Below are 20,843 nucleotides of genomic sequence, written 5' to 3'. Positions count from 1 at the left end.
CAGCTACGAAGGTCCACAGATGTCTGCCGAGTCGGTCTTCCCGCAGCTCGAAGCTCTGCTCCCGCACGTGCAGAAGCCCATCCAGTACGTCGGCGGTGAGCTGAACTCCACCGTCAAGCCGTGGGACGAATGCGACGTCCGCTGGGCACTCATGTACCCGGATGCCTATGAGGTCGGGCTCCCCAACCAGGGCGTCATGATCCTCTACGAGGTGCTCAACGAGCGCGAGGGCGTCCTCGCCGAGCGCACGTACAGCGTGTGGCCGGACCTCGAGGAGCTGATGCGCGAGCACAAGGTGCCGCAGTTCACCGTGGACAGCCACCGCCCCGTCGGCGCCTTCGACGTGTTCGGCCTCAGCTTCTCCACCGAGCTCGGGTACACCAACATGTTCACGGCCCTGGACCTCGCGGGCATCCCGCTGGAGTCCAAGGACCGCACCGTCGATCACCCGATCGTGCTGGCGGGCGGCCACGCCGCCTTCAACCCCGAGCCGATCGCGGACTTCATCGACTGCGCGGTCATCGGCGACGGCGAGCAGGCCGTCCTGGAGATCACCGAGATCATCCGCGCCTGGAAGGCCGAGGGCCGGCCCGGCGGCCGTGAGGAGGTGCTGTTCCGCCTCGCGAGGACGGGCGGCGTCTACGTCCCCGGCTTCTACGACGTCGAGTACCTCCCCGACGGCCGCATCGGCCGTGTCGTGCCCAACAAGTCCGGCGTGCCGTGGCGCGTGTCCAAGCACACCGTCATGGACCTCGACGAATGGCCCTATCCCAAGCAGCCGCTCGTCCCCCTCGCCGAGACCGTCCACGAGCGCATGTCCGTCGAGATCTTCCGCGGCTGCACCCGCGGCTGCCGTTTCTGCCAGGCCGGCATGATCACGCGCCCCGTGCGGGAGCGAAGCATCACCGGCATCGGCGAGATGGTGGAGAAGGGGCTCAAGGCCACCGGCTTCGAGGAGGTCGGCCTCCTGTCGCTCTCCTCCGCGGACCACACCGAGATCGGTGACATCGCCAAGGGCCTCGCCGACCGGTACACGGACGACAAGATCGGCCTCTCGCTGCCCTCCACCCGCGTCGACGCGTTCAACGTGGACCTGGCCAACGAGCTGACCCGCAACGGCCGCAGGTCCGGCCTCACCTTCGCCCCCGAGGGCGGCTCCGAGCGCATGCGCAAGGTCATCAACAAGATGGTCTCGGAGGAGGACCTGATCCGCACGGTCGCCACCGCCTACGGCAACGGCTGGCGCCAGGTGAAGCTGTACTTCATGTGCGGGCTTCCCACCGAGACCGACGAGGACGTCCTCCAGATCGGCGACATGGCGGTCAACGTGATCGCCAAGGGCCGCGAGGTCTCCGGGCAGAACGACATCCGCTGCACCGTCTCCATCGGCGGCTTCGTGCCCAAGCCCCACACCCCCTTCCAGTGGGCCCCGCAGCTCAGCGCCGAGGACACCGACGCCCGGCTGAAGAAGCTCCGGGACAAGATCCGCGACGACAAGAAGTACGGCCGCTCCATCGGCTTCCGCTACCACGACGGCAAGCCCGGCATCGTCGAGGGCCTGCTCTCCCGCGGCGACCGCCGGGTCGGCTCCGTCATCCGCGAGGTCTACGAGGCGGGCGGCCGCTTCGACGGCTGGCGCGAGCACTTCAGCTACGACCTGTGGATGAGGAGCGCGGAGAAGACGCTTCCCGAATTCGGCGTCGACGTCGACTGGTACACCACCCGCGAGCGGACCTACGAGGAGGTCCTGCCCTGGGACCACCTCGACTCCGGCCTCGACAAGGACTGGCTGTGGGAGGACTGGCAGGACTCGCTCGACGAGACCGAGGTCGAGGACTGCCGCTGGACTCCGTGCTTCGACTGCGGCGTGTGCCCTCAGCTCGACCTGGACATCCAGATCGGCCCCACCGGCAAGAAGCTCCTGCCGCTGACGGTCAAGAACGCGGCGCCCTCTCCCTCCCCGAGCGGTCACACGCACTGAGACGAGCGGGGCACGCCCGCAGGGCGGCCGAGAAGTTCCTGGTGGGGTGAGCCAGGGGGCCGCCTCGCCGAAGTGCCCGCCCCCGACCGCGGCGCCGAGGAGCCGACGGACCATGAGCCCGGTCGACGGGCGCCGGTCACCGCGGTGAAGTGACACCGCGCCCTCGTCCGGGTGACAGCGCGACGGCCGGAGAACGGCCCTGGCGTCCCCTTTGCCGGGCCGCCGTCCGAAGGCCCACGCCCCGCCCCGTCGGACCACGGTCCGGCGGGGCGGACCGCTGCCGTGACGTCGCCGGCCGCGCACTCGCGTCCCGGACGCTCTTCGTGCTCCGGCGAACGGCGTAACAGGTGACCGGGACTGCTCGCCATGATCAATAACCTGACGCCCGGTGCGTGAGCGCGCGCCGGTCGGACGGAGAAGGCGAGCGGCCCAAGTGAAACTCCCGATGTTGCAGCCCATGGCCTTGATCACCGCGGCCACCGCGCTGCTGACCGTGCTCGGCACGGCTCCGGCCGGTGCCGACGGCGCATGGCGGAAGGCCGGCGCCGATGCCCGCAGCGGTGTCAGCGGTCTCGCGTACGAGGGCCCCACCGAAGACGGGACCGGGGTGAACGCGCTTGTCGTGCACGACAACAAGAGGTCCGGGCAGCAGCGGCTGTCCCGGATCACCCACCGGACGGACTCCGACGTCGTGTCCCCGATCACCTGGGACGGGCCGGAGCCGGTCGACCTGGAGGCGATCGAGGGCATTCCCGGGCTGCCGGGGGAGTACCTGGCGCTCACGAGCCGAGGCATCGTCTACCGCCTGACGGTCACCGGCGCGACGGCGAAGGTCGTCGACCACTCGCCGCTGCCGTCGATCGGCGAGGGCGACGACTTCGAGAGCTTCGCCGTGGTCACGCGGAACGGGAAGCTCGCCGCCCTGTGGGCGGACCGGGGAGCAGGCGAAGGCCGTCCCGCCACGTTGTACGCGGCACCTCTGACGTTCGCCTCGTGGGGGCAGCCGCAGTTCGGTGCCGTGACGCGCAGGGACTACAGGGCGGTGTCCCCGGCGGGCGACGGCACCCGTCACATCTCCGACATCACGGTGACCGGCTCGGGCCGGATCGTCGTGAGTTCGGCCACGGACGCCGGTGACGACGGTCCCTTCGCCTCCGCGGTGAGCGAAGCGGGCAGCGTGAGCGTGTCTGCGGGCGGCAGGGTGAGGGTCGTCCTCGCGGCTGCTCCGAAGGTGCTCGGCACCTTCCCGCAGTACAAGATCGAGGCGGTGGAGTGTCTGCCCGCTTCCGCCGACGCCCTCCTCGGCACCGACGACGAGAACCTCGGCGGACGCGTGCGCGCCATGCCGCTCTGCTGAACTCCGCACCGCCGGGAAACCTCGGGCGGGGCGTGGGCGTCCTTCCCGGCATGGATCTGGAGAAGCAGCACCACGGGCCCGCGCCGTACGAAGGCGGGGAAGGCTGTCTCACGGTCCTCGTCAGGATTCCGGTTCGGATCGTGGTGCTGGTCGTGATCCTGCCGGTCCGGATGTCCTGGGACCTTCTCGTCGTGGCCGGCCGTGTCCTGCGACGGGTGCTGCTGCGCCCCCTGGGGCGGGCGCTGGAGTGGCTGTACGACCAGGTACTCGCCCCGGTGGGGAGGGCCCTCGCCTGGCTGGCGGTGGCCCTTCTCGTACGGCCCTGGGTGGGCCTGTGGAGGTACGTCGTCGTCCCGGCCGTCCGGTACGGGCTCGTCGTCCCGCTGGTGTGGCTCTGGACCGCCCTGCTCACCCCGGCCGGACGCGGGCTCCGGTGGGTGTACGACAGCCTGCTCGTCCCGGCGGTGACCTGGTCGGTCACCGTACTCCTGGTGCGGCCGGCGGTCGGCGTGTGGCGGTACGGGGTGAAGCCCCTCGGCATCGCGGCGGACCGGCTGGTCACCCACCTGCTGGTGCTGCCCCTCGCATGGACGTACTGGTACGTGCTGACCCCGGTCGGACACGGCATCGCGTGGACGCTCGGCATGACGGGGCGGGTGCTCGCCGCCACGGGGCGGGGCCTGTGGACCGCTGCCGTGTGGCTGGTCATGACACTGCTCGTACTGCCGCTCGTGTGGGTGTACCGCCATGTCCTCGCCCCGGTGGGCCGGGAGATCGCGGCGGCCGTCGGGGTCGCCTGGCGGATCGCCGGGTTCGTCTCGCGTGCCGTGGGCCGCGCGCTGGCCTGGCTGGCGTGGCACCTCGTCGGTGCTCCGGTGACCTGGGTCCACCGCACGGTGTGCACGCCGGTGGGGCACTTCCTGCGCGACACGGCGTGGGCGCCCGTCAAGCGGGCCGCGCTGGAGGCCGGGCGCGCGGCCCGCAGCGCCCTGGCATCGGCCGGACGGACGCTGCGCGCGGCGCGCAGGGACGCCTGGCGGGCGCTGCTGGGAACTCCGCAGGTCACGGAGGCGCGGGAACTCGAAGGGTCCGCTGCGCGTACCCTGGGTAGGACAACGACTGTCCCCAGCGCGGCGCCCGCATCCGAGATCTCCCTGCTTGCCGACAAAACCGTCGAGCGGGGGTGAGCCGGAGCGGCACCCCGGGGCACCCCGTACTTCGTGGGCGGCACGCCACCGCGGCCGCCCCGCACCGAGGAGAAGAACCACTGGGCAAGCGACAGCCCGAAGGCCCGCCGCCCGCACCGGCGGTGCAGCGCATCCGACTGCGCTACACCAAGCGGGGCCGCCTCCGGTTCACCAGTCACAGAGACTTCCAGCGTGCCTTCGAGCGGGCGCTGCGCCGCTCCGAGGTGCCCATGGCCTACTCGGCGGGCTTCACCCCGCACCCGAAGGTGTCGTACGCCAACGCCGCCCCCACGGGTACGGGCAGCGAGGCCGAGTTCCTGGAGATCGCCCTCACCGAGGCGCGGGACCCGGAGACCCTGCGCAAGCTGCTCGACGCGTCGATGCCCGACGGCCTCGACGTCATCGACGCGGTGGAGGCCCGCACCTCCGGCCTCGCCGACCGGCTCACCGCCTCCGTATGGGAGATGCGGCTGGACGGGGTCACCGTGCAGGACGCGGAGAAGGCCGTCACCGCCTTCCTGGGCGCCGAGACCGTCGAGGTCCAGCGCCGTGCGAAGAACGGCATGCGGACCTTCGACGCCCGTGCGGCGGTCGCCGGCCTGGAGGCCCTTGATCCACAGCCTGATAGGTCCGGGGACAGGCCCTGTGCGATACTGCGGCTGGTAGTGCGGCACGTGACACCTGCCGTGCGACCCGACGACGTCCTGTCCGGTCTCCGAGCTGTGGCCGACCTAACGCCGCCGGTCCCCGCTGCGGTGACCAGGCTGGCGCAGGGGCTCTTCGACGAGGAGTCCGGCACGGTGACCGACCCGCTCGCGCCCGACCGCGAGGCAGCCCCGGCCGTACCCACGGCCGATCCGGCCGCCGCCGCGACGGCGCCGGAAGGTGCAGGTTCCGCGTAAGGCGGTCGTTGTAGCGCAGCCCTTGGACTCGGGAGCCACCTGGGTCGGGCCGCGCACCGCCCCATAAGACTTTCGCCAGGCCGTGCGTAGCGCGTACGGAACCGGCGAGCCAGACATCAGCTCCCGTGCGGCGCCCGCGCCCCGGACGGCGGTATCGCGCACATCACGCGAATCGCGTCGGACCGGAATCAGGCGTGGCGCCCGGGAGCACGACGGGAGAACCGCCCGCATGCACGAGCCGAACGAACCCGGTAACACCGGAAACCCCGCACACGCGGAAGACAACAACGCCCCCGGGGACAAGCTGCCGCCGCGCCGCAGGCGCCGCGCGGCATCCCGCCCCGCCGGCCCGCCGTCGGGCGCGCCGGGCGCGTCCGCCGCCGAGGACGTCACGCCGGCCATACCGGCCGCTGCCGAAACGACCGAGCCCGCCGTCGAGGCCGCGCCGCCGGCCCGCCCTCGTCGCCGTGCCGTCCGCAAGGCGACCGCTCCGGCGGGTGCGCCGCAGACCGCCGAGGTCGTGGAGCCGGTCACCGAGACCGCCCCTGCCGAGGAAGAGCCCGAGGCCGCCGAGCCCGAGGTGGCGGAAGCCGCGCCGCCGGTGCGTGCTCGTCGCCGTGCCGTCCGCAAGGCGACCGCTCCGGCGGGTGCGCCGCAGACCACCGAGGTCGTGGAGCCGGTCACCGAGACCGCCCCCGCCGAGGAAGAGGCCGAAGAGACCGTCGAGGCCCCCGTCGCGGAGGCCCCCCGTGGCCGCCGCCGCGCCACCCGTAAGGCGACCGCTCCGGCGGGCGCTCCCCAGCCGGCCGAAGCCGTCGCGCAGGAGACCGCCGTGACCGAGCCGGTGAAGGCACCCGAGCCCGCAGAGGCTCCCGTGGAGCCGGCCGAGCCCGCGGCCGCGCCGCGAGGCCGTACCCGCCGCCGTGCGTCGGCTCCTGCCGGTGCGCCGCAGGGCGCGCAGGCCGCCGAGGCCCCGGCCGAGCCGGTCGCGCAGGCCGCCGCCGAGCCCGCCCCCGCGGAAGAGGCCGCCGAGGCCCCCGTCGCCGAGGCCGCGCCCCCGTCGCGCCCTCGCCGTCGCGCATCCCGAAAGGCCTCCTCCCCGGCAGGCACCCCGCAGCCCGTCGAGGAGGTCGCGGAGGCGGCCGCCGAGAAGGGCGAGAGCCTCCCCGACTCCGTGGCCGAGGAGCTGGCCACCGAGACCGAGCAGGTCGAGGACGCCGCGCCGCGAGGCCGCCAGCGCCGCCGTGCGACCGCCGCCGCGGGCCGTCCCGAGTTCACCGGGAAGACCGAGGAGCCGGCCCGCAAGGGCCGCCGCGCCACGCGTCCCGCCGTGGCCGTGTTCCAGGCCCCGGTCTTCGCCGAGCCGATGTTCCAGACCCCGGAGACCGCGGCCGCCGCCGCGGCTGCCGCAGGTCCCGCCCCCGCGTACGACGAGAGCGACGACTTCGAGGAGCAGAAGCCCTCGGACCGCGCCGACCGTTCGCAGCGCAAGGCCGAGGGCAAGCAGGCCGTCGAGGCCGCCGCCCCCGCCGAGTCCGCCGTCGAGACGGCGGAGGCCGCACCGCAGAGTGGTTCGCGCCGTCGCCGCCGCCGTCGTGGCGAGGCCGTCGAGACCGAGCCGGCGGCGACTCCCGTCACCCTTCCGGCGGACCGGCCCGCCGCGCCCGCCGCTGCCTCCGTCGAGGACGAGCACGAGCACGAGGCCGAGGCCGAGGCCGAGACGGAAGCCGAGCACGAGGGCGACGAGACGGACGAGTACGGCGACCGTCCTTCGCGGCGCCGCCGTCGTGGTGGCCGACGCCGCCGTCGCGGCGAGGCCAGCGACATGGACGACGCGGAACAGCATGACGAGGCCGCGGACCGTACCGAGGACGAGCAGCAGGCGCACGAGGACGAGGACGAGGACGAGCACGAGTCCGCCTCGGGCTCCAGCAGCAGCCGTCGCCGCCGTCGCCGTCGCCGCCGCAGCGGGGACGCCTCGGGCGAGGACGCGGGCACGGGCTCGGACGACCCGGAGCGTACGGTCGTCAAGGTCCGCGAGCCGCGCAAGAAGGAGGCCGAGCGGGAGCCCGGCACCGGCTTCGACGAGGTGCAGTCCATCAAGGGCTCGACCCGCATGGAGGCCAAGAAGCAGCGCCGCCGCGAGGGGCGCGAGCAGGGCCGCCGACGCGTCCCGATCATCACCGAGGCCGAGTTCCTGGCCCGTCGTGAGGCAGTCGAGCGCGTCATGGTCGTCCGCCAGAGCGGCGAGCGCACGCAGATCGGCGTCCTCGAGGACAACGTGCTCGTCGAGCACTACGTCAACAAGGAGCAGGCCACCAGCTACGTCGGCAACGTCTACCTGGGCAAGGTGCAGAACGTACTGCCGTCCATGGAGGCCGCCTTCGTCGACATCGGCAAGGGCCGCAACGCCGTCCTCTACGCGGGTGAGGTCAACTTCGAGGCGCTCGGCATGGCCCATGGGCCGCGCCGCATCGAGACCGCGCTCAAGTCCGGCCAGTCCGTCCTCGTCCAGGTGACGAAGGACCCGATCGGCCACAAGGGCGCCCGCCTGACCAGCCAGGTCTCGCTGCCCGGCCGTTACCTGGTCTACGTGCCCGAGGGTTCGATGACCGGCATCAGCCGCAAGCTCCCCGACACCGAGCGCGCCCGGCTGAAGACCATCCTCAAGAAGATCGTTCCCGAGGACGCGGGCGTCATCGTGCGCACCGCCGCCGAGGGTGCGAGCGAGGACGAGCTGCGCCGTGACGTCGAGCGGCTGAAGGGCCAGTGGGAAGAGATCCAGAAGAAGTCGAAGAGCACCACCAGTAGCAACGCGCCGACGCTGCTCTACGGCGAGCCGGACATGACCGTCCGCGTCGTCCGGGACATCTTCAACGAGGACTTCTCCAAGGTGATCGTCAGCGGTGACGACGCCTGGGAGACCATCCACGGCTATGTCTCGCACGTGGCGCCGGACCTGACGGACCGGCTGTCCCGCTGGACCTCCGAGGTCGACGTCTTCGCGACGTACCGCATCGACGAGCAGCTGATGAAGGCGCTGGACCGCAAGGTCTACCTGCCGAGCGGCGGCTCGCTGGTGATCGACAAGACCGAGGCGATGGTCGTCGTCGACGTCAACACCGGCAAGTTCACCGGCCAGGGCGGAAACCTCGAGGAGACCGTCACCAAGAACAACCTGGAGGCGGCCGAGGAGATCGTGCGCCAGCTGCGGCTGCGCGACCTCGGCGGCATCGTCGTCGTCGACTTCATCGACATGGTGCTGGAGTCCAACCGGGACCTGGTGCTGCGGCGGCTGCTGGAGTGCCTCGGCCGTGACCGCACGAAGCACCAGGTCGCAGAGGTCACCTCGCTGGGCCTGGTCCAGATGACCCGCAAGCGGGTGGGCCAGGGCCTGCTGGAGTCCTTCTCCGAGACCTGTGTCCACTGCAACGGGCGCGGCGTGATCGTCCACATGGAGCAGCCGACGGCCGTCGGCGGCGGCGGTGGCAAGCGGTCCAAGAAGCGCGGCCGAGGCGGCGCCGGACACGAGCACGAGCACGGCCAGGAGCACGAGCACGCCGAGCAGCCGGCCGAGACCGAGGCCGAGGTGGCCGCCGAGGTCGCCGCCCCGGTGGCACTGCCCGAGCCTGAGTTCGTCGCCGACGAGGAGCTGTACAGCAGCCCGGCGGAGGCAGAGGCGGCAGCGTCGCGTGGCCGTGGCCGTCGGCGCGCGACCCGCAAGGTCACGGCTCCGGCCGGTGCGCCCGCCCCTGTGGCCGAGACCGCCCCGGCGGCCCCGGCCGCCGAGGAGAAGCCGCAGCCCGAGCCGGCCGCCGAGGCACCGGTGGAGGCTCCGGCCGCCCCCGAGCCCGAGGCCGTCCCCGAGCCCGAGGCCGTCCCTGAGCCCGAGGCCGCACCCCCGGCCCGTACGCGCCGCAGGGCGACCCGGAAGGCGACCGCTCCGGCGGGATCGCCCAAGGCGGCGGACGTGACGCCGCCGGTCCAGCCGGCCGAGCCCGCGGCGGAGCCCGTCGCGGTCGAGGACCCGGTCGTCGGGGCCCCCGTGGCCCAGACACCGGCTCCCTCGGAGACGGCGACGGCGCCCGAGGCCCCGGCCGCTGACGAGGAGTCCGCTCCGGCGGCCCCGCCGCGTGCCCGCCGCCGGGTGACCCGCAAGGTCACCGCTCCGGCGGGGTCGCCCGCCGGAGCCGAAGAGGCAGCGGTCGTCGTGGTCACCGGTACCGACGCCGACACGCCCGGCGCCCCCGGCGCCGAGGCGGCGGAACAGGAAGCGCCGGTCAAGAAGACCGCGGCGCGGAAGACCGCGAAGAAGGCGACGGCGAAGAAGGCGGCCACGAAGAAGACGGCAGCCAAGACGGTCGCGAAGAAGACCGCCGCGAAGAAGACGACGACGAAGAAGGCGGCTGCGAAGAAGACCGTCGCCGCCGAGCAGTCGTCGCCTTCCGTGACGGCTTCGGCTTCTTCCGGCGACTCGGGTCCGGCCGCCGACTGAGCATTTCGTGACCGGTTGTTCATCGATCCGTGTCCCGCTCCGAAGTCTTCGGGGCGGGACACGTGCTTTGTTTCAGAACTGATGCATGGGCCGGTTAACGGGTCTGAAATGACCTGAGAAATCCCTGATAATGTGACGGCGGTCGCTGCCTGTGAAGTTCCCGGAAGGGAATTACGGTCGGTGACCGACCCGGTTCACGAGAGGCCGGGGCCTGTTCCTCGGCAGGGCGTCGGCAGTTGTGCCGGTGGGGTGATGCGCGGCCTCGTGAGACGTCCCGCACCCGGACCTCTGCCTGTGAAGAGCTCTTGCGGTGTTCAAGGAGGACGTCCATGACGAGCATCAACGAGCAGCCGATTCCTGCTGCCCGCCCGGTCATCGGTGAAGAGGAGATCGAGGCCGCGGTACGCGTGCTGCGCAGCGGTCGAGTCGTGCAGGGACCTGAGGTCGCGGCCTTCGAGGAAGGCTTCTCCGAACTGGTCGACGGCCGTCACTGCGTCGCCGTCAACTCCGGTACCTCCGCTCTGCACATGCTCCTGCTCGGCCTCGGTATCGGCCCGGGTGACGAGGTGATCGTCCCCTCCTTCTCCTTCGCGGCCTCCGCCAACGCCGTCCGACTGGTCGGCGCCGACGTCGTGTTCGCGGACATCGAGCCCGGCAGCTACGGCCTGGACCCGGCTGCGGTCGAGGCGGCCGTTACCCCGCGCACGGCCGCCATCATGCCGGTGCACCTGTACGGCCACCCGGCGGCCATGGACAAGCTCATGCCCATCGCGCGGAAGCACAAACTCGCCGTGGTGGAGGACGCGTGCCAGGCGCACGCCGCGGCTCTGAACGGCACTCCCGTAGGCGCCTTCGGCGAAGGCGGAACGTTCAGCTTCTACCCGACGAAGAACATGCACGCTCTCGAGGGCGGCATGGTCACCACGGCCGACGCCGAACTCGCCCGCACGCTGCGCCTCCTGCGCAACCAGGGCATGGAGGCGCGCTACGCCAACGAGATCGTCGGCGCCAACATGCGCATGACGGACGTCGCCGCCGCCGTCGGCCGCGTACAGCTCGCGAAGGTCGGTGGCTGGACCGAGCAGCGCCGCGCCAACGCCGCGTACCTCGACGCGCACATCACCGCCCCGAACGTGTCGACGCCGCCTGTCGCCGAGGGCGCCCGCCACGTCTACCACCAGTACACGATCCGGGTGCAGGGCGACCGCGAGGCCGTGATGGCCAAGCTCACCGAGGCCGGCATCGGCAACGCCGTCTACTACCCGACCCCGATCCACCGGCTGAAGCCGTACTGGGAGCCGGACCAGAAGGCCGGCCGCAACTGGGACCTGCCCGAGACCGAGCGGGCCGCCGCAGAGGTCGTCTCGCTCCCCGTCCACCCGTCGCTCGGTGAGGGTGACCTCGAGCGCATCGCGAACGCAGTGAACGCACTGGGGGAGAGCCTGTGACCACCGCCGTACTGAAGGCCGGACTCGTCGGCCTCGGTTCCATGGGGCGCCACCACGCCCGTGTCCTCGCCGGTCTCGAAGGCGTGGAACTCGTCGGCGTCGTCGACCCGATGGGCGACAAGAACGGCTGGGCGCAGGGCGCTCCGGTCCTCTCGACCGTCGAGGAACTCATCGCGCTCGGCATCGACTACGCGGTCGTGGCCTGCCCGACCGCACTGCACGAAGAGGTCGGCCTCCAGCTGGCCGACGCGGGCGTCTGCGCCCTGATCGAGAAGCCGCTGGCCGACACCGTCGAAGGCGCCCGCCGCCTGGTCGAGGCCTTCGAGTCCCGCGGACTGGTGGCCGGCGTCGGCCACATCGAGCGCTGCAACCCGGCCCTGCGCTCACTGCGCAGCCGCCTTGAGGCCGGCGAGCTCGGCGACGTCTTCCAGGTCGTCACCCGTCGGCAGGGTCCCTTCCCCCACCGCATCGCGGACGTCGGTGTGGTCAAGGACCTCGCCACGCACGACATCGACCTGACGGGCTGGGTGACCGGCCAGACGTACACCTCGATCGCGGCCCATACCGTCTCCAAGTCCGGCCGCCCGCACGAGGACATGGTCTCCGCGGTGGGTCAGCTCTCCGACGGCACCATGGTCAACCACCTGGTCAACTGGCTGAGTCCGCTCAAGGAGCGCTTCACCTCGGTCACCGGAGAGCGCGGCTGCTACATCGCCGACACGCTCACCGCCGACCTCACGTTCCACTCGAACGCGGCGGTGACCACCGAATGGGAGGCGCTGCGCGCGTTCCGCGGTGTCTCCGAGGGCGACATGATCCGCTACGCGATCCCGAAGCGCGAGCCGCTGCTGGTCGAGCACGAGCTCTTCAGGGACGCGGTGCGGGGTGAGTCGGCCGATATCTGCACGCTGCGTCAGGGGTTGCGTACCGTCGAGGTGGCGGCGGCGGTTCTCGAGTCCGCCACGACCGGGCGCTCGGTTCACCTGGACGCAAGAGAGTCATCGTCCGAGGGCGTGGCCAATTGACCGACCCCGATGTCACTGTCGTCGTCGCCGTGTACAACACGATGCCGTACCTCACCGAATGCCTGAACTCACTTGTGGGACAGAGCATCGGTACGGACCGGCTCGAAGTGATCGCGGTGGACGACGGATCGACCGATGAGAGCGGCGAGGAACTCGACCGCTTCGCCGCGAAGTACCCCGGCATCGTCAGGGTGATCCACCAGGAGAACTCGGGCGGTCCGGCGGCGCCGAGCAACCGTGCGCTCGAAGTGGCGACCGGCCGTTACGTGTACTTCATCGGCTCGGACGACTACCTCGGCTCAGAGGCGCTGGAACGCATGGTGGCGTGTGCGGACGAGCACGGCTCCGACGTGGTCGTGGGGAAGATGGTCGGTACCAACGGCCGTTACGTCCACCAGGCGCTCTTCAAGAAGAGCGACCCGGACGTAAGCCTGTACGACTCGGCGCTCCCCTTCGCGCTGGCGAACACCAAGCTCTTCAGGCGTGCGCTGGTCGAGGAACACGGACTGCGCTTTCCCGAGGACCTCCCGGTCGGGAGCGACCAGCCCTTCACCATCGAGGCATGCGTCCGGGCGAGGAAGATCTCCGTCCTCGCCGACTACACGTACTACTACGCGGTGAAGCGCGGTGACGCCAGCAACATCACCTATCGGGCGAACCACCTGTCCCGGTTGCGCTGCACGACTTCGATCATGAAGCACGCGGCCTCCCTCGTGCCCGCGGGCCCGCAGCGGGACGCGCTCTTCAAGCGTCACTTCACCTGGGAGCTCGCGAAGCTCGTCCAGGACGACTTCCCGGCCCTGGACGCCGAGACCCGGCGCGAGGTCTGTGACGGGATCGCGGCGCTCGCCGACGACTACCTCACCGACGAGCTGAGGGACTCCCTGGACGTCAAACGGCGGGTGCGGATCTGCCTCGCACAGGCCGGTGCAGTCGACGACCTGGTGCGGGCCATCACCGAAGAGGCAGAGTCCGGTGCCCCGCCGTTCCGTATCGAGGCCGGGCGGGCCTTCGCCCTGTACCCCGGTTTCCGGAACGCCCGACCAGGGCTTCCCGACCGGCACTACGAGTTGGTCGGCGAGGCCGTGTCCGGGCGACTGGCCCAAGGGACCGAGCTCGTCGACGCCCAGTGGGACCAGGCCGGTGACGATCTGCACCTGGTCGTCACGGCCCGGGTCGGCGTACTGGGGGACACCGACACCCTGACCGTGCGCCTGGCCAAGGGCGCCATGCCGAAGAGCGCCGACAAGCCCGGTGCGCGCCGCCTGCCCGCGGGACACGAACTTCCCCGGCCGGAAGGCGAGTTCACGCGCAGTGCGACCGACGACGGCCGGGCCACGACGCTGCGTGGCCGAATTCCCGTCGGTGCCGTGAAGGCGAAGCTCGGCGTCCGTGTATACGTGGACGTGGCAGGCTCGACGTACGAGATCCCCGTGAAGACCCACGGGAAGCCGTTGCCCCTGGCCCGCCGCTGGCGGCAGGCCGTCCCGTACCGGGTGGCGGCGAACCAGAACCCCAAGGGGCGGCTCGTGATCACGACGGCGCCCCTGTGGGAGATCAGAACCGGTGCGGGCAAGCGGCTGCGCCACCTGCTGTCCAGGCTGAAGAGGAAAGTGACCCGATGAACATCTGTGTAGTCGCGCTCGGCAAGATCGGCCTCCCGCTCGCCGTGCAGTTCGCCGCCAAGGGCCACAAGGTCATCGGCGCGGACGTCAACGAGAAGGTCGTCGAGCTGGTCAACGCGGCCACCGAGCCGTTCCCCGGCGAGCACGACCTGGATGCCAAGCTCAAGGAGACCGTGGGCGCGGGCCTGCTGTCCGCGACCTCGGACACCACCGCCGCGGTCGCCGCGTCGGACGCCGTCGTGGTCGTCGTCCCGCTCTTCGTGGACGCCGAGGGAACCCCGGACTTCGGCTGGATGGACTCGGCGACGAAGGCGATCGCCGCGGGCCTGAAGCCGGGCACCCTCGTCAGCTACGAGACCACCCTGCCGGTGGGCACCACGCGTACCCGGTGGGCGCCGATGCTCGCCGAGGGATCCGGCCTCACCCCGGGCCGCGACTTCCACCTCGTCTTCTCCCCGGAGCGCGTGCTCACCGGCCGCGTCTTCGCGGACCTGCGCCGCTATCCCAAGCTCGTCGGCGGCATCGACGAGGCGTCCTCGCAGCGCGGTGTGGAGTTCTACGAGGCCGTGCTCGACTTCGACGACCGCGAGGACCTGCCGCGCCCGAACGGCGTCTGGGACCTCGGCACGGCGGAGGCCTCCGAGCTCGCCAAGCTTGCCGAGACCACGTACCGCGACGTCAACATCGGTCTGGCCAACCAGTTCGCCCGGTTCGCCGACAAGAACGACATCGACGTCAAGAAGGTCATCGAGGCCTGCAACAGCCAGCCCTACAGCCACATCCACCAGCCGGGCATCGCCGTCGGCGGCCACTGCATCCCGATCTACCCCCGGATGTACCTGTGGAACGACCCGGAGGCCACCGTCGTGCGCTCGGCCCGTGAGGCCAACGCCGCGATGCCCGAGTACTCCGTCGACCTGCTGGCCGCCGCCTACGGCGACCTGGACGGCGTCGGGGTCCTGGTGCTGGGTGCCGCCTACCGCGGCGGAGTCAAGGAGACCGCCTTCTCCGGCGTCTTCGGTGTCGTCGAGGCACTGAAGGCACGCGGCGCGGTGCCGTTCGTCTCGGACCCGATGTACACGGCCGAGGAGCTGACCGCGCACGGCCTCGTGCCCCACGAGGGCCAGACCGTCACCGCCGCCGTCCTCCAGGCCGACCACGCCGAGTACCGCGAGCTGGCCGCAGCCGACCTGCCGGACGTCCGCGTCCTGGTCGACGGGCGCCGGACGACCGACCCGGCCAACTGGGCCGGCGTCCGCCGCGTCGTCATCGGCGGCTGAGCCGTCCGTTCCGTACAGGAGGCCCCGGCGCCCGGCGCCGGGGCCCTCTCGTTGCCCAGGAAAGCGAGCATCGGGCACACATGATCAAGAAAGCCGTCATCCCCGCCGCAGGTCTCGGGACACGTTTCCTGCCGGCCACCAAGGCCACGCCGAAGGAAATGCTCCCGGTCGTGGACAAGCCGGCGATCCAGTACGTCGTGGAGGAGGCCGCCGCAGCCGGTCTGTCCGACGTCCTGATGATCACCGGCCGTAACAAGCGTCCGCTGGAGGACCATTTCGACCGCAACTACGAACTGGAGTCGGCCCTCACGCGCAAGGGCGACGCAGAGCGGCTGCTGAAGGTCCAGGAGTCCAGCGAACTCGCCACCATGCACTACGTGCGCCAGGGGGACCCGAGGGGCCTCGGACACGCGGTGCTCTGCGCGGAGCCGCATGTCGGGGACGAGCCGTTCGCGGTGCTTCTCGGAGACGACCTCATCGATCCCCGGGACCCGCTGCTGGCCCGGATGATCGAGGTCCAGGGGCGGGAAGGCGGCAGCGTCGTCGCTCTGATGGAAGTCGATCCTGAGCAGGTGCACCTGTACGGCTGCGCTGCCGCCGAGGCGACCGGTGATCCGGACGTCGTCCGGATCACCGGGCTCGTCGAGAAGCCCGACCCTGCGGACGCCCCGAGTAATCTCGCGGTGATCGGCCGGTATGTGCTGGACCCGTCCGTGTTCGGCGTCCTGAAACGGACGGAACCCGGCAGAGGGGGCGAGATCCAGTTGACCGACGCCCTGCAGGAGCTTGCAGGTGACGAGAAGATCGGCGGGCCGGTCCACGGGGTCGTCTTCGACGGGCGGCGCTACGACACAGGGGACCGCGGCGACTATCTGCGGGCCATCGTGGGACTGGCCTGCGAACGGGAGGACCTTGGCCCCGGTTTCCGAGCGTGGCTCCGTCACTTCGTCACGGATGAGATGGCCGGGGACTGACCGGCGTCCGCCCGGGCCCGTGACGCGCGTCGTTCCGACGAGCGCGGACGTATCGCGTCACGGGGCTTCGGGTCAGCGGCGGTGGCGTTCCAGAAGCTCGACCACGTGCTCGGCTGCCTTGCCGTCGCCGTAGGGCAGGCCGCGGTCCGTGGCCGGCGTGGGGCGCAGGGCGATGTCGGCCCATGCGGAGGCCGAGAGCTGGTGCGGGTCGGGAACCAGCTGGTTCCAGCCACCCTCAAGCGTCTCCACCCACTCGGTCTCCGGACGGATGGTCGTGCAGACGCGGTCCAGGAGGAAGGCCTCCTTCTGCAGTCCGCCCGAGTCCGTGACCACACCGGCTGAGCCCATGACCGCGGCCACCAGTCCGGCGTAGGGGAGCGGCCTCCCGGCGTGCAGGGAACCGCGGTTCAGGTCGATGCCGTGTTCCTCGGCGCGTGCGACGAGGCGGGGGTGCGCCAGCAGCGCCACCGGTACGGGCAGAGCTGCCAGCGAGTCGAGCAGAGCCGCGAGCCGCTCAGGGGAGTCGGTGTTGTCGGGCCGGTGGAGGGTCGCCAGCAGATAAGGGGCGTCCGGGTCGATGCCGTCCGGCAGCACGGGCTTCGGGTGCTCACCGGCCGTGACCGCGTCCCGGATGCGCAGGCACACGTCCACCATGACGTCGCCGGCCAACACGGAGCGCGCGGACAGCCCTTCGCCGGCGAGGTGGCGCATGGCCTCCTGTGTCGGTGCGAGGAGGAGGTCGGCCGCGTGATCGGTGAGGATGCGGTTGTGCTCCTCCGGCATCCGGCGGTTGAAGGAACGCAGGCCGGCTTCCAGGTGGGCCACCGGAAGGTGCATCTTGACGGCGGAGAGCGCACCGGCCAGCGTCGAATTCGTGTCCCCGTACACCAGAACCCAGTCGGGCCGTTCGGCTTCGAGCACCGGATCCATGGCCGTGAGCACTCCGCCGGTCTGAGCGCCGTGGCTGCCCGAACCGATGCCGAGGTGAACATCCGGGTCGGGGATGCCCAGGCCGGAGAAGAAGACATCGGACAGGTCCGCGTCGTAATGCTGGCCTGTGTGCACGATTACATGCTGATGCCCGGTTCCGGCGAACGCTGCAGCGATCGGCGCGAGCTTGACCAACTGAGGGCGCGCCCCGACGACGCTAAGGACCTTCACGGTGTTTGTGCTCCTTGCAGAGATGGATACCGGCAGGCTACGTGTTTTACAGGGTGCCGCTTGACGCAACTGCGGGCGAGAGGCGATTACTGCTGGGAATCGCCCCGATGATAAAGTGTCTTACTACCGGTTGTGCTAGGGAAGAAGTCATAAATGAGTGAGGCAGCGTCTCGGGACGCGGCTGTTGTCACGCCGTGGTACCCCTCGCGTCAGCTGCCTTTCCGAGGAGCGTTCGTCCAAGCGATGGTCGACGCGACCGCTCCGGGCTGCGACAGCATGGTCGTCTATCACTGCGACACGTGGGTGTCCCGGATGGACCAGCACACGGTGGAAGTGGTGGAAGCCGCCAACCGTACCCTGGCCCCTCTCGCTGTCCGGCCCGTGCCGACCGTGGGGGGTGCCCAACTCGCGCACCTCGCCGTGACCACTCCGCGTTCGCAAGAATTCGGGCCACTGGCCCGGAACCACGAACGGCAGTTGCGCGCGGCTCTCGGCGGAAAGCCCATCGACGCGCCCGTGGTGCACGCGCATGTCGGGCTTCCCGGGGGGTGGGCGGCTCTGCAGAACGCCCGTCCCGGGGCCCGCGTGTTCGTCACCGAGCACGCCACCTACTTGGACCGTGTGCTGGCCGAACCGGAAGCGCGCGAACTGTACGACGAGCTCCTGCACCGGGTCGACGGCTTCTTCGCCGTCGGTGACCCGATCCGGAACGTGCTTGCCGCGGAGTTCCCGCACCACGCGGACAAGATCCAGCAGATTCCGAACCCCATCTCGTTCGACACGCAGCGCACCGCGCCGGTCACCGCCCTGCGCCGGTGGCTGTTCCTGGGCGGCCTGATCCCGCGCAAGGGTGTCGCCTGGCTGATCGAGGCCTTCGCACAGTGCCACGCCAAGGACCCCCAGCTGAAGCTCACCATGGTGGGCGAGGGTGAACTGCGGGCACAGCTCACGGAGCGGGTCGCGGAACTGGGTCTCTCGGACTCGGTCGAATTCCTCGGAGCCGTTCCGCCCGCGCAGGCGCTGACGCTGATGCGGGAGCACGATCTCCTGGTGCACCCCAGCCGCTACGAGACGTTCGGTATGACCGTGGTGGAAGCGGTGGCCGCGGGCATGCCGGTCCTCGTCACCCGGTGCGGCGGCCCCGAGGAGACGCTGGCCGGGATAGAGGACGATGCCGGCGAACTCATCGACGTCGAGGAGGACGCGGAGTCGATCAGCGAGGGCTACTGGAGGCTCCGCGACCGTTTCGAGCGCGGCCTGGATCTGCGTCACGCCCAGGAGGTCCTGGCAGGCCGCTACGGCTACGAGGCCGTCGCTGAAGCTCATTACCGGCTCTGGTTCCCCGCATCGGCGCAGGGCCGGAGCGAGGGTACCGAACGCGCCGGCGCCCTCGATTGATGGAGTGACATGCAGGTTCTGTTCCTGGCTCTGGACGGATCGCGGAAGCGCGCCGTGCTGGAGGAGTCAGCCGAGGCCGTGTCGAACGGTGCCCGGGTCATGGTGGTCGTAAGCAAGAAGCAGTCCTGGGCCGGTGCCCAGTTCGCGCCCGGAGTCGTGGTGACGACACTGGCTGCACTGGAGGCACGCCATCTGCCGAGGCGGATGGAGCACGCGGTGCTCTACAGGGCGCCGCGGGCGACGGTTCGGGCTGTCGGACGGGGTCCCTTGCGTGGCGGGGCGCGCCGAGCGCTCAAGTCGTACGAGCGAGGTGTCGCGGGCAAGCTGCACCGCAAAGTCTTCGTCCCGATCCACCGCCGGTTGTGGCCGGATGCCCGGGCCCGTATGGTTCGCGCAGTTTTCGAGGCACGTGGGGGGCTCGACCTGCTGGTCGTGAGTGACGCGCTCTCCGTGCCCCGCGCCGTGCAGCTGCTGGATGCGTGGGCGGGCGACGAAGCCGCCCCGCGAGTCTGCTACGGCCTGGATTACGACGCACCCCGAACCCTCAGCAGTCGCTGATCGCCTCCGATAGGGACTTCGATGAACAACCGTAGTGGCCGACGCCTCCGGGTACTGTATCTGGCCTTCTACTTCCCGCCGTCTCGTGCGAGTGGCGTGTACCGGGCCAGGGCAACAGCTAACCATCTGGCTGCGAACGACTGGGATGTCACGGTCTGCGCCGCCCCACTCGACTTCCTCTACGACATCATCGGATCGGTCGACGAGGGGCTTTCGGAAACGGTCGACCCCCGCATCCGTGTCGAGCGGCCCTCGCTGAACCAGTACTCGTGGCAGCAGGACCTGCGCAGCTACAGCAAGTTGCGTCGTACGTTCCCGCTCATGGCGAAGCGTTTCTACGAGTTCGGCCAGGAGAAGATCTTCCCCGAGCGTTACGCTTCGTGGGCATGGGCGTCGGTGGCCCGCGGCCTGAAGCTGCACGCCAGGAAGCGCTTCGACGTGGTCGTGGCGACCGGAAACCCGTTCGCCTCCTTCGGCGCCGCCTGGCTGTTCAACCGTCTCACCGGTGTCCCCTTCGTCATGGACTACCGCGATTCGTGGACACTGGACCTGTTCACGGACGAGCCCGCCTTCCCTGAGGACCACATCGCCTGGAACTGGGAAAGGAAGTGCCTGGAGAAGGCCTCCGCCGCGGTCTTCGTGAACGAAGCCCTGCGCGGCTGGCACGCGGATCGTTACCCGGATGTGGCGGAACGCATGATGGTGGTGCCCAACGGCTGGGACGCCGACGTGATCCCTGACGCCGGAACGGTGGAACAGGACGAGACCCCGATCGCCACCGACCAGCCGCAGCGGCCGCTCAGATTCGCCTACCTGGGCACACTGACCGCCAAGCAGCCGGTCGAGGAGATGGCTGACGCCTTCAAGATGGCCCGTCGTCACCCGGAGCTTGCCGACGCCGAGCTGCAGATCCATGGCCACCTGGGCTTCTTCAAGAACAGCCCGCAATCCCTGCTGATACGCCTCGGGCTCGACGACGCCGCCCGCGAGCGTGGCGAGGAGGACACAGGTCTGCGCTACTGCGGCCCGGTGTCCAAGACAGATGTGGGTCAGGTCTACGAGGACGCCGATGTTCTGGTCTTCCTGGCCGGCGGCGGCAAGTACGTGACCTCCGGAAAAATCTTCGAGTACATGGCGTTCGGGCACCCCATCGTTTCCGTCCACGCGCCTGACATCGCCGCTCAAGACGTGCTCGAAGGCTATCCCCTGTGGTTCAACGCGAACGGTCTCGACGTGGATGCCCTGGCCGCATCGATGGTGGCGGCCGGAAAGGCCGCCAGGGATCTCGCGCCGGAGCAGCGTGAAGCAGCGCGCAGGCACGCTGACATCTACACGCGCGAAGCAGTCCTCATCCCGTTCGAGGAACGGCTGAGGGAAATCGTGGGCCGTCCGGTCACCGAATAGCCTCGGAAATGTACTGACAAATAGCCGATGCCCGAATCCAATGATTCG

Annotated in this window: 14 protein-coding genes; 13 read left to right on the top strand and 1 reads right to left on the bottom strand. The window is 70.5% G+C overall.

Annotated features, from left to right (window positions below; genetic code table 11):
• Positions 1-19: 19 nt before the first annotated feature.
• The 10 genes from HED23_RS28515 (at position 20) to galU (ending at position 16,274) form a co-directional block, all read left to right on the top strand.
• A complete protein-coding gene (locus HED23_RS28515) occupies positions 20-1,981 on the top strand; it encodes a TIGR03960 family B12-binding radical SAM protein (protein WP_203186230.1) in 1,962 nt (653 codons plus the stop codon).
• A gap of 457 nt (positions 1,982-2,438) precedes the next feature.
• The gene (locus HED23_RS28510; protein WP_238442148.1) at positions 2,439-3,338 is read left to right on the top strand and encodes a hypothetical protein; all 900 of its coding nucleotides are present in this window, start codon (positions 2,439-2,441) and stop codon (positions 3,336-3,338) included.
• Between the two features lie 50 nt (positions 3,339-3,388).
• Positions 3,389-4,525: a hypothetical protein gene (locus tag HED23_RS28505; protein WP_203187671.1), complete on the top strand. Its 1,137-nt coding sequence runs from the start codon at positions 3,389-3,391 to the stop codon at positions 4,523-4,525.
• Positions 4,526-4,647: 122 nt separating this feature from the next.
• Positions 4,648-5,427, top strand: coding sequence for a TIGR03936 family radical SAM-associated protein (locus HED23_RS28500; protein WP_203186228.1), 780 nt, complete (start codon positions 4,648-4,650; stop codon positions 5,425-5,427).
• Between the two features lie 229 nt (positions 5,428-5,656).
• Entirely contained in the window at positions 5,657-9,922 is a 4,266-nt protein-coding gene (locus tag HED23_RS28495; RefSeq protein ID WP_203186227.1) for an Rne/Rng family ribonuclease, read from the top strand.
• 329 nt (positions 9,923-10,251) lie between these two features.
• The gene (locus tag HED23_RS28490) at positions 10,252-11,370 is read left to right on the top strand and encodes a DegT/DnrJ/EryC1/StrS family aminotransferase (RefSeq protein ID WP_203186226.1); all 1,119 of its coding nucleotides are present in this window, start codon (positions 10,252-10,254) and stop codon (positions 11,368-11,370) included.
• Positions 11,367-12,395 (top strand): Gfo/Idh/MocA family protein, encoded by a 1,029-nt coding sequence (locus HED23_RS28485; protein ID WP_203186225.1) that lies wholly within the window; start codon positions 11,367-11,369, stop codon positions 12,393-12,395. The genes HED23_RS28490 and HED23_RS28485 overlap by 4 nt, the downstream gene beginning before the upstream one ends.
• Complete coding sequence (locus tag HED23_RS28480; protein ID WP_203186224.1) at positions 12,392-14,020, top strand: glycosyltransferase family 2 protein; 1,629 nt, start codon at positions 12,392-12,394, stop codon at positions 14,018-14,020. Before HED23_RS28485 ends, HED23_RS28480 begins: the two co-directional genes overlap by 4 nt.
• Positions 14,017-15,300: a nucleotide sugar dehydrogenase gene (locus tag HED23_RS28475; RefSeq protein WP_203186223.1), complete on the top strand. Its 1,284-nt coding sequence runs from the start codon at positions 14,017-14,019 to the stop codon at positions 15,298-15,300. The genes HED23_RS28480 and HED23_RS28475 overlap by 4 nt, the downstream gene beginning before the upstream one ends.
• A gap of 80 nt (positions 15,301-15,380) precedes the next feature.
• Positions 15,381-16,274: a UTP--glucose-1-phosphate uridylyltransferase GalU gene (galU, locus tag HED23_RS28470; protein WP_203186222.1), complete on the top strand. Its 894-nt coding sequence runs from the start codon at positions 15,381-15,383 to the stop codon at positions 16,272-16,274.
• Between the two features lie 72 nt (positions 16,275-16,346).
• Here galU and wecB read toward each other — a convergent pair whose 3' ends face one another.
• On the bottom strand, positions 16,347-17,435 hold the full coding sequence (wecB, locus tag HED23_RS28465; RefSeq protein WP_203186221.1) for a non-hydrolyzing UDP-N-acetylglucosamine 2-epimerase: 1,089 nt from the start codon (positions 17,433-17,435) through the stop codon (positions 16,347-16,349).
• Positions 17,436-17,678: 243 nt separating this feature from the next.
• Between wecB and HED23_RS28460 the strand changes: the two genes are divergently transcribed.
• Genes HED23_RS28460 through HED23_RS28450 form a run of 3 tightly spaced genes read left to right on the top strand, consistent with a single transcriptional unit; the run spans position 17,679 to position 20,795 of the window.
• Positions 17,679-18,833, top strand: coding sequence for a glycosyltransferase family 4 protein (locus HED23_RS28460; protein WP_238442147.1), 1,155 nt, complete (start codon positions 17,679-17,681; stop codon positions 18,831-18,833).
• A 9-nt stretch (positions 18,834-18,842) separates the two neighbouring features.
• Complete coding sequence (locus HED23_RS28455; protein WP_203186219.1) at positions 18,843-19,391, top strand: hypothetical protein; 549 nt, start codon at positions 18,843-18,845, stop codon at positions 19,389-19,391.
• 21 nt (positions 19,392-19,412) lie between these two features.
• Positions 19,413-20,795, top strand: a complete 1,383-nt coding sequence (locus HED23_RS28450; protein ID WP_203186218.1) for a glycosyltransferase — start codon at positions 19,413-19,415, stop codon at positions 20,793-20,795.
• Positions 20,796-20,843: the final 48 nt, after the last annotated feature.

Origin of the sequence: Streptomyces pratensis (assembly GCF_016804005.1) — a bacterium.
GTDB classification, from domain to species: Bacteria; Actinomycetota; Actinomycetes; order Streptomycetales; family Streptomycetaceae; genus Streptomyces; species Streptomyces pratensis_A.
This window is presented reverse-complemented; position numbering and strand designations above follow the sequence as displayed.

Bases quoted from the DNA above. Each gene is read 5' to 3' on its own strand.
- HED23_RS28515 (WP_203186230.1), top strand. From the start codon at position 20: ATGTCTGCCGAGTCGGTCTTCCCGCAGCTCGAAGCTCTGCTCCCGCAC.
- HED23_RS28495 (WP_203186227.1), top strand. From the start codon at position 5,657: ATGCACGAGCCGAACGAACCCGGTAACACCGGAAACCCCGCACACGCG.
- galU (WP_203186222.1), top strand. From the start codon at position 15,381: ATGATCAAGAAAGCCGTCATCCCCGCCGCAGGTCTCGGGACACGTTTC.
- HED23_RS28450 (WP_203186218.1), top strand. From the start codon at position 19,413: ATGAACAACCGTAGTGGCCGACGCCTCCGGGTACTGTATCTGGCCTTC.
- HED23_RS28510 (WP_238442148.1), top strand. From the start codon at position 2,439: ATGGCCTTGATCACCGCGGCCACCGCGCTGCTGACCGTGCTCGGCACG.
- HED23_RS28455 (WP_203186219.1), top strand. From the start codon at position 18,843: ATGCAGGTTCTGTTCCTGGCTCTGGACGGATCGCGGAAGCGCGCCGTG.
- HED23_RS28475 (WP_203186223.1), top strand. From the start codon at position 14,017: ATGAACATCTGTGTAGTCGCGCTCGGCAAGATCGGCCTCCCGCTCGCC.
- HED23_RS28505 (WP_203187671.1), top strand. From the start codon at position 3,389: ATGGATCTGGAGAAGCAGCACCACGGGCCCGCGCCGTACGAAGGCGGG.
- HED23_RS28490 (WP_203186226.1), top strand. From the start codon at position 10,252: ATGACGAGCATCAACGAGCAGCCGATTCCTGCTGCCCGCCCGGTCATC.
- HED23_RS28460 (WP_238442147.1), top strand. From the start codon at position 17,679: ATGGTCGACGCGACCGCTCCGGGCTGCGACAGCATGGTCGTCTATCAC.